Here is a 9,090-nt window from a genome sequence, read left to right as displayed (position 1 = left end):
AAGATGCAGACCATTCTCTGTTTGTTGTGCTTCAGCTACAAAGTAGCGAAAGCCGTCCAAACAGTGAAGCTGACACTCCATCATCGGGCCGAAACCCTAAGAGCGCGATATACAGACGTTGATCCATCGAATGAACCAAACCGCCCACATATCTCTTCAGATATCAAATTTTCAAACAGCGTTGAGACAAAAGAAACTGAGATGCGCCCTAACTTCTTGGCGCGCCCCGCCTCTAATACCTCGAATTCTTATCCGCCTCGTGATCCGAACCACCGCGTCTCCGCTGCCGTCCGCCCCGTCTGGCGCCCCAGCGGTGCGTCTCAGCGCCGCCGGTAGAGGGGGTTCTAAGGTTAGTGAGACAAAGCCGCAAGCCGTTTTTTGAAGTTTTGTGCAGTTTTTGTGAAAGCCTTATAGAATCAGGTAAAAACAAGGCGTTATGGCATGCGAGATACTGCAGAGGTTAACGCAAACTCTCCTAATATGCCCTCGTTATGTTAACGCCATCAGTTATCCACATGCCACAGCCCGGAATCGCGCGTTTCAGACGCGTGAATCATGACCCCTGTTGCCCTTTCCGAGTCGCCCATCCCCGCGGGCCTTTCTGCCAAAGGCCCCTTAACGGCAGCCGATAGATCAAAAGCGCCGCGACAAGGCCGGCATAGACCAGCGGCTCTAGCTGAAACCCTTTCGCCAGCCATAGGAAATGTAGTGCTGCCAAGAGCGCTGCCACATAGGTCAGCCGGTGGAGCTTGCGCCAACGCGCCCCCAGCTTCCGCAGCGACCAATTGTTGGATGTGGCCGCCAGCGGCACAAGGCAGAGGAACCCGGCCATGCCGATGGTGATATAGGGACGTTTGATAATATCCGCCCAGATACGCGACAGCCCCTGCACGTCGAGCAGCGCCCAGACAGTCAGATGCGCCAGCGCATAGACGAAGGTCATCACACCGAGCGCCCGGCGAAAGCGCAGCAGGTTCACCCCAAATACCCGGCGCAACGGGGTGATCACCAGACCGGCGATCAGTAGGCGCAGCGCCCAGAGGCCATAGAGGTGTTCGAGCCCCTTTACCGGATCGCGCCCCAGCCCGCCGGCAAGCCCTTGGTAAAAGAACCATGGGATGGGCAGGGCCAGCAGGAGATAGACAGCCCAGGCCGGGATGCGGCGGGCGGCTTTGTTCAGGGCCTCGGTCAGGCGCGTCATGCTGCGGCCACGCCAGAGAGCGGCGCTTGGGCGAAAGGACGTGGCATATATATCGCGGCAGGCATCAGAAGTTCGCCGTCAGGTCCATACCCTCGTAAAGCGACGCCACCTCTTCTTCGTAGCCGTTGAACATCAGCGTCGGCTGGCGCCGTGCGAAGAGCCCGCCGCCGATGGGGCGCTCATCGGCCTGCGACCAACGCGGATGGCTGACCTTGGGGTTCACATTGCTGTAAAAACCATATTCCCGCGGCGCGGCCTTGTTCCAACTGGTGGGCGGCTGCGTGTCGGTGAGCGTGATGCGCACCACGGATTTGATGGATTTATACCCGTATTTCCACGGCACGACCAACCGCAGCGGCGCGCCGTTCTGGTTCGGGATGTCTTTGCCATAGATGCCGGTGGCCATGATCGTCAGCGGGTGCATCGCCTCATCCAGCCGCAGCCCTTCAACATAGGGCCAGTCAAGCACGGGGAAACGCAGGCCCGGCATCTCTTCGGGGCGGTAGGCGGTTTCAAAAGCCACATATTTCGCGCCGGATTGCACCCCGGCCATATTGAGCAGATCGGCCAGTTCGAATCCGTTCCACGGCACCACCATCGACCACGCCTCGACACAGCGCAACCGGTAGATGCGCTCTTCGATGGTCATCGCCTTCATGATATCCTCGAAAGCGTAGTCGCCGGGCTTGTCGACCATGCCCGCGATGGTCACGGTCCAAGGGGCGGTCGTCAGCGCGCCTGCGTATTTCGCAGGATCGTCCTTACCGGTGCCGAACTCGTAGTAATTGTTGTATTGGGTGATGTCTTCGTAGTCATTCGGGGTCAGCCCCTCTTGGGCCGCGGCCCCCTGCCCCAGCCCGGCAAGACCCAGCCCCGCCATCGCACCGCCCATGATCTGCCGCCGGTTGAGGTATTGCGCCTCATCGGTCACGTCACGGTCCGTCAGTCGATTGATCCAGCGATTGGCCATTTCAGCGCTCCCTACTATACTCATGCAAAGTTAGCGCCCGCCGGAAGTTGCGCCAAATCCTTTCGCCCGGATTTCAGCCAGCACACTGGAATGTCAGGCGCCGTTATTCAAAGGAGTGCCGCCATGATCCGTTTTCTTTTCGCCGCCGGTCTGATTTGGGCCAGCGCCGCCCAAGCGGATGAGATGGTCACCTATACCAGCGACCAAAGCTTTGGCGATGTAACCTTCGGGGTGGAGAACGCGATCCTGAACCAAGGGCTCATCCCCGAGAATGTCAGCCATGTCGGTGAGATGCTCGACCGCACCCGCGCCGATGTCGGCTCTGACGTGGTGCTGTTCGAGGCGGCGGAGGTGTTCAGCTTCTGCTCGGCCGCGCTGTCGCGCAAGGTGATGGAGGCGGATGTGATGAACATCGGCTTTTGCCCCTACGATATTTTCGTCATGCAACTGCCCGAGAGTGAAGAGGTGACCATCGGCTACCGCGCCTTTCCCGATGGCGCGATGCAAGAGGTGCAGAGCTTGCTCGACAAGATCGTGAAAGAGGCGATCGGGGAAGAGTGAAAAGGACATCGCCCTTTCTGGGGGCGTCAGGTTCTTAAATTTGAGCGTAGGCTCCGCATGGCACGCAGGCGATCTGCCATGAGAAAATCTCACAAGATCGCCCTCCGGGGGAAGAGAGAGCGATGCCCGGCGCGCCTCCGGGCGAAAAGTTTCTGTCTCCGATCGCAAGAAGGGCCGGAAAACCCGGCCCTTCTCTTCATCTATTAAGGTTTAGTGCACCGTTGCGTCATCCGGCTTGGGCCGGTTCGACGCGGCCACCTGATCGCCGATGATCAAGCCATCGGCCCCGGCGCGGACGGTGACGGTGTCGCCGTCCTTCACATCCCCGGCCAAGAGCATCTCGGCCAGCGGGTCCTGCACGGTACGCTGGATCACCCGCTTCAAAGGACGCGCCCCGAAGACCGGGTCATAGCCCTCATCCGCCAGCCATTTTCGCGCGGCGTCGTCGAGATCGAGTGTGATCTTCCGCCCCGCAAGTCGCTTGAGCAGCCGTGCCATCTGAATATCGACGATCCCGTCCATGTCCTTGCGACCCAGACGGTCAAAGATGATCGTCTCGTCCAGACGATTCAGGAACTCGGGCCGGAAATGCGCCCGGACCGCATCCATCACGTCACGCTTGGCCGCCGCCATATCGCCGCCCTCGGGCAGTTGGCTCAGCGCCTGCGCCCCGAGGTTGGAGGTCAGCACGATCAGCGTCTGCTTGAAGTCGACCGTGCGGCCCTGACCATCGGTCAGCACACCATCGTCGAGCACCTGCAAAAGCACGTTGAAGACATCGGGATGCGCCTTTTCGACCTCATCGAAGAGCACGACCTGATAGGGCCGACGCCGCACCGCTTCGGTCAGCACACCACCCTCGTCATAGCCGACGTAGCCCGGAGGGGCACCGATCAGACGGGCCACGGCATGTTTCTCCATGAACTCCGACATGTCGATGCGCACCATGGCGCTGTCATCGTCGAAGAGGAACTCGGCCACGGCCTTGGTCAGCTCGGTCTTGCCCACACCGGTCGGCCCGAGGAAGAGGAAGCTGCCCAACGGGCGATTCTCATCGTTGAGCCCTGCCCGCGCGCGGCGCACCGCATTGGCCACGGCCTTCACGGCGGCGTTCTGCCCGATCACCCGGTCGTGCAACTGCTCTTCCATCCGCAGCAGCTTGTCGCGTTCACCTTCAAGCATTTTACCCGCAGGAATGCCGGTCCAGCGCTCAACGACGGAGGCGATCTGGTCCGGGCGCACGGCCTCTTCGACCATCATGTCATCCTCACGGCCCTCGGCGGCTTCAAGGTCGCGTTCCAACTGCGGGATCACGCCATAAGATAGCTCGCCCGCGCGCGCGAGGTTGCCTTCGCGTTTCGCGATGTCGAGTTCGGCCCGCGCTTGGTCGAGCTTCTCCTTGATGTCACGCGCCCCGGCGAGCTTGTCACGCTCGGCCTGCCACTGCGCTGTCATCTCGGCGCTGCGGTCTTGCAGATCGCTGAGGTCTTTTTGCAAAGCCTCCAGCCGATCCTTGGACGCGGCATCGTCTTCCTTCTTCAGCGCTTCCGCCTCGATCTGCAGCTGCAGGATCTGACGGTCCAGCGCGTCGAGTTCCTCGGGCTTGCTGTCGACCTCCATCCGCAGGCGGCTTGCCGCCTCGTCCATCAGGTCGATCGCCTTGTCGGGCAGGAAACGGTCGGTGATATAGCGATGGCTCAGCGTCGCCGCCGCGACCAACGCGGTGTCGCTGATGCGCACGCCGTGGTGCAGCTCGTACTTCTCCTTAATACCGCGCAGGATCGAGACGGTGTCTTCCACCGTCGGCTCCTGCACGATCACCGGCTGGAACCGCCGCGCAAGTGCCGCGTCTTTCTCAACATATTTGCGGTACTCTTCGAGGGTGGTGGCACCGACACAGTGCAATTCCCCCCGCGCCAGCGCAGGCTTCAGCAGGTTCGACGCATCCATCGCGCCATCGGCCTTACCGGCACCGACCAGCGTGTGCATCTCGTCGATGAAGAGGATCACCTCGCCCGCGGCTTCGGTCACCTCGGTTAGCACGGCCTTCAAACGCTCTTCGAACTCACCACGGTATTTCGCGCCAGCGATCAGCGCCCCCATGTCGAGCGCGAGCAGACGCTTGTTGCGCAAGCTCTCAGGCACGTCACCATGCACGATGCGCAGCGCCAAGCCTTCGGCGATGGCGGTCTTACCGACGCCCGGCTCACCGATCAGCACAGGGTTGTTCTTGGTGCGGCGGCTCAATACCTGCATGGCACGGCGGATCTCTTCGTCCCGGCCAATGATCGGGTCGATCTTGCCCTCTTCGGCCCGCGCGGTCAGGTCGAGGCTGTATTTCTCCAACGCCTCATAGTTGTCTTCGGCGGTGGCGCTGTCGGCCTTGCGGCCCTTGCGCACATCATTGATGGCGGCGTTCAGCCTTTGGGCGGTCACCTGCCCCGCTTCCAGCGCCGTCTTCGCGCCGGATTTCACCATGCACAGCGCGGTCAGAATGCGCTCGACAGTGACGAAACTATCGCCTGCTTTCTTGGCAATCGCTTCGGCCTCGGCCAGCACCTTGGCGGTGGTGCCGTCCAGATAGACCTGCCCTGCATCGCCGGTGACTTTTGGGATCTTGCCAAGCGCCAAATCAAGCGCCTGCACCACGCGCGCACCGTCGCCGCCCGACGCGGCGATCAGATTCCGCGCAAGTCCTTGGTCGTCATCCAACAACGCTTTGAGGACATGTTCCGGGGCCAGCCGCTGGTGGCTTTCCCGTGTTGCAATGGTCTGCGCCGCCTGAATGAAGCCGCGCGATCTTTCCGTGAACTTGCTCAAGTCCATGGGTCTCTCCTTTTCTACAAGCGCTCTAAAATGCCGCGCCCGATATGTGGCACGCGGCGGTCTGAGCCTCGGTATCAATTTGGGAAGCGGTGTTGCCGGTTCAAGACCATCCAGATGCAAAATACCGCCGAGAGCGGCGCCGCCAATAGGAAGAAATCAGCCAATAAGGCAAAAATACGGCAACTTTGAGACATAAAATACATCCCTATGTTACTGATATAAATACATTGTTAACCTTTATCCACAGAAGCTGTAACCATAATGAAACCATTTTGCCACCTCTCGCGTTTACCCAGCAGAGGAGAGCAGGACGAAGCAGCCTGCCAAGGTTCAGAAGAACGCAAGAGGTGAAACGATGCAGACGCGCCCGATCCAGTTGACAGATGTCACCTATAATGCGGCCACTCAGTGTTTCGAAGCGCTGGTGACCGTCCAAGACGGGGAGCAGCTGCGCCGTTACGCCTGCGCCATCGATGCCCCGATCACCATGTCATACCACGATGCCGCCGACGGGCTGTCCCGTCAGGCACTTCGCCGCCACGCACAAAAGCGTGGCCTGAGTTCCGAAGTCCTGCGCCACGTCCCCGCACAGCGGGCCGGACGCCGCAGCTTCGACCCGCTGCGTTGGCTGGAAGAGGTCATGCACCTCCCCGGTCGCGACGCGGCTTGACCCCCTTCCGCGCGGCGCCTGCCTGCCGCGCGGCTGCCCGCGGACCTGCCGCCACCTCATCTGTCCCGATGTGGCGTTCCGCAAACCAGAGACCAGTGCCTGCCTGCTAAGTCTCTGATCACTTGGCCCGGACCCGCTCAGCGGCGTTCGGGCCTCTTTTTTGCGCCCTACCCGCATGAATGATGGACTTGCCCCGCGCTGCGGCGTAGGTCAAAGCCGTTTGAAATTTGGCAGGAGCCCTCGCATGTCTGATGACCGTCTGATTGTCGCCCTTGATGTTCCCCATGCGGTCGCGGGGCTGGAACTGGCCGAAAAGCTCGGCGATGCCGTGGGCTTTTACAAAATCGGTCTAGGGATGCTGACCGGCGGCGGCTTGGCCTTGGCCAATGAGCTGAAGCAAGAGCATGGCAAGCGCATCTTCCTTGATATGAAACTCTTCGACATCGGCGCCACCGTCGAGGCGGCGGTGCGGGGCCTTGCGCAGTTCGATCTGGATTTCCTGACCGTCCACGGCGACCCGCATGTGGTGGCCGCGGCCAAACAGGGGGCCGCGGGCACCGATATGAAAATCCTCGCCGTGACCATCCTCACCTCGCTGGACCGCGCCGATCTTGACGCCGCGCTGATCCAGCCGGGCGATCTGGGCGATCTGGTGCTGACCCGGGCGGGCCGGGCGCTGGACGCGGGCGCGGATGGGGTCATCGCCTCCCCCCAAGAAGCCGCGGCGATCCGCGCCCTGCCCGAAGCGGGCGGCAAGCTGATCGTCACCCCCGGCGTGCGCCCCCAAGGGGCCGCATTGGGCGACCAGAAACGCGTCGCCACACCGGGGCAGGCCATCGCGGACGGGGCCGATCACATCGTGGTGGGCCGCCCGATCTGGCAAGCCGAAGACCCCGCCGCCGCCGCCCGCGCCGTGCTTCAGGAAATTTTCTGAACATTAACAGGGGCCTTCCCTCGCCTGTAGCAAATCGACCACAGCGCGCCGGGTTGCACCACGCAGGTGGCCATCAATGTTAGGCGAAAACCGCATAAGATGTTATGTTGAACTCAGGTGATACTCCCCGACGAACTGGTTCTTCCTGATGTTCGTCACCTCCCCCCGCTCACGCAGGCGGGGGGCCTTTATTTGCCCTACATCCTCCCATTCGCGTGCTCTGCAAGATAGACCCGCAAGCGGTCCTGAAAGGCGGGCACCGCGCGAGGATGGTTGAGAAACTCCGCCTCGGTCATCAAGCGCCAGCGCTGCCCCTCGTCGCCAAAAACGATCTGGGCCTCTGCCTCGGCAGGCAAGCGCGCGACGAAGAACCATTTGATCCGCCCGCCCTCGTCAAAGCTGCCCTCCCAGATCACGGCATCTTCAGGCACCACAATTCCCAGTTCTTCGCGGCATTCGCGCAGCGCGCAGGCCAGCGGTGTCTCATCCCCCTCACGGCCCCCGCCGGGCAAATCCCAGTGATCAGCAAAGAGCAGCCCCGGCAGATCATCACGCAGGATCACGGCCAGCTTCTCCCCAAGGTAGAGCGCGAGCTTGGCGCCATCAAAGACCATGTTCAATCCCTCGCGATCTGTTTAGAATCGTCGCCCGAACCCTGCCCTCCCGGTGTACCCATGGCTACCCTCTGTCGCGATTGTCTGACTGAAATCCCGCCGGCGCGGCGCTGTCCGCGCTGCGGCAGCCCGCGCGTGCTGTCCCACCCGGAACTCTTTGACCTCTCCATCGCCCATATGGATTGCGACGCCTTCTATGCCTCGGTCGAAAAACGGGACAATCCCGAACTCGCGGGCAAACCCGTCATCATCGGCGGGGGGCGGCGTGGGGTCGTCTCGACCGCTTGCTATGTCGCGCGCATTCGCGGCGTGCGCTCGGCCATGCCGATGTTTCAGGCGCTCAAGCTCTGCCCCGAGGCGGTGATCATCAAGCCGCGGATGGAGGTCTATGTCGAAGCCTCCCGCGCGATCCGCGCCATGATGGAAGAGATGACCCCGGCCATCGAGCCGCTGTCGCTGGACGAAGCCTTTCTCGACATGACAGGCACCGCGCGACTGCACGGCCAGCCCCCGGCGATGATGCTGGCGCGGCTTGTGCGGCGGATGAAAACCGAACTAGGGCTGACCGGCTCCATCGGGCTGAGCCACAACAAGTTTCTGGCCAAAGTCGCCTCGGACCTCGACAAGCCGCATGGGTTTTCCGTCATCGGCGCGGGGGAAACGGCGGACTTTCTGCGCGACAAACCGGTGGGCATGATCTGGGGCGTCGGTGCCGCCACCCAGACCGCGCTGGAAAAGGCCGGCATCCGCAGCTTTTCCGATCTCCTGCGGTGGGAACAGACCGATCTCATCGCGCGCTTTGGCAGCATGGGGGACCGGCTGTGGCATCTGGCACGGGGCCAAGACACCCGCCGCGTCTCGCGCCACCGCCCGGTGAAGTCGATCAGTAATGAAACGACATTCTCCGACGATACGGGCGATGCGGAGATTCTGGACGGCCATATCTGGCGTTTGGCAGAAAAGGTGGCGGACCGCGCCAAGGCGAAAGAGATGGCGGGCCGGGTGGTGACGCTCAAGCTCAAACGCACCGATCATACCGTCCTGTCGCGCCGCCTCTCGCTGCATGATCCGACCCAATTGGCCGACCGGATTTACCGCACCGCCCGCGCCCTCTTCGACCAAGTCGATCACCAAAGCGCCTATCGGCTGATCGGCGTGGGCATCTCCGAGTTGTCGGGCGCCGAGGGGGCGGATATGGCGGGCGATCTGCTCGACCCCGGCGCGGCACAACGCAGCCGCGCGGAACGCGCCGCCGATAGCATCCGCAGCCGTTTTGGTGAAAAGGCCATCGTCAAAGGCCGCGCGCTGCGCTGA

General features: G+C 62.0%; 9 protein-coding genes. 5 read left to right on the top strand and 4 right to left on the bottom strand.

Annotated features, from left to right (window positions below; all coding sequences use genetic code 11):
* Positions 1-336 (top strand): hypothetical protein (locus tag ACGYK9_RS09560; RefSeq protein WP_394409976.1); only part of this gene is annotated, 336 nt, incomplete at its 5' end.
* A gap of 217 nt (positions 337-553) precedes the next feature.
* Here ACGYK9_RS09560 and msrQ read toward each other — a convergent pair.
* Both msrQ and msrP read right to left on the bottom strand, forming a co-directional pair.
* Positions 554-1,201, bottom strand: coding sequence for a protein-methionine-sulfoxide reductase heme-binding subunit MsrQ (gene msrQ / locus ACGYK9_RS09555; protein ID WP_394409973.1), 648 nt, complete (start codon positions 1,199-1,201; stop codon positions 554-556).
* A 64-nt stretch (positions 1,202-1,265) separates the two neighbouring features.
* Positions 1,266-2,171: a protein-methionine-sulfoxide reductase catalytic subunit MsrP gene (msrP, locus tag ACGYK9_RS09550; protein WP_394409970.1), complete on the bottom strand. Its 906-nt coding sequence runs from the start codon at positions 2,169-2,171 to the stop codon at positions 1,266-1,268.
* 123 nt (positions 2,172-2,294) lie between these two features.
* Here msrP and ACGYK9_RS09545 point away from each other — a divergent pair, with 123 nt between their 5' ends.
* Entirely contained in the window at positions 2,295-2,732 is a 438-nt protein-coding gene (locus ACGYK9_RS09545; protein WP_394409967.1) for a DUF302 domain-containing protein, read from the top strand.
* Positions 2,733-2,942: 210 nt separating this feature from the next.
* Here the strand turns inward: ACGYK9_RS09545 and clpB are convergent, their stop codons facing one another.
* On the bottom strand, positions 2,943-5,558 hold the full coding sequence (clpB, locus tag ACGYK9_RS09540; protein ID WP_394409964.1) for an ATP-dependent chaperone ClpB: 2,616 nt from the start codon (positions 5,556-5,558) through the stop codon (positions 2,943-2,945).
* A 355-nt stretch (positions 5,559-5,913) separates the two neighbouring features.
* Between clpB and ACGYK9_RS09535 the strand changes: the two genes are divergently transcribed.
* Positions 5,914-6,228: an orotidine 5-phosphate decarboxylase gene (locus ACGYK9_RS09535; RefSeq protein ID WP_067265831.1), complete on the top strand. Its 315-nt coding sequence runs from the start codon at positions 5,914-5,916 to the stop codon at positions 6,226-6,228.
* A 244-nt stretch (positions 6,229-6,472) separates the two neighbouring features.
* Positions 6,473-7,162, top strand: coding sequence for an orotidine-5'-phosphate decarboxylase (gene pyrF, locus ACGYK9_RS09530; protein ID WP_394409961.1), 690 nt, complete (start codon positions 6,473-6,475; stop codon positions 7,160-7,162).
* A gap of 197 nt (positions 7,163-7,359) precedes the next feature.
* Here pyrF and ACGYK9_RS09525 read toward each other — a convergent pair whose 3' ends face one another.
* A complete protein-coding gene (locus ACGYK9_RS09525; RefSeq protein WP_394409958.1) occupies positions 7,360-7,776 on the bottom strand; it encodes an NUDIX hydrolase in 417 nt (138 codons plus the stop codon).
* 60 nt (positions 7,777-7,836) lie between these two features.
* On the opposite strand from ACGYK9_RS09525, the gene ACGYK9_RS09520 reads away from it, so the two are divergent.
* Positions 7,837-9,090, top strand: a complete 1,254-nt coding sequence (locus ACGYK9_RS09520; protein WP_394409955.1) for a DNA polymerase IV — start codon at positions 7,837-7,839, stop codon at positions 9,088-9,090.

The sequence above is a fragment of the Sulfitobacter sp. 1A15258 genome, from assembly GCF_043557045.1.
Taxonomy (GTDB): domain Bacteria; phylum Pseudomonadota; class Alphaproteobacteria; order Rhodobacterales; family Rhodobacteraceae; genus Sulfitobacter; species Sulfitobacter faviae.
This window is presented reverse-complemented; position numbering and strand designations above follow the sequence as displayed.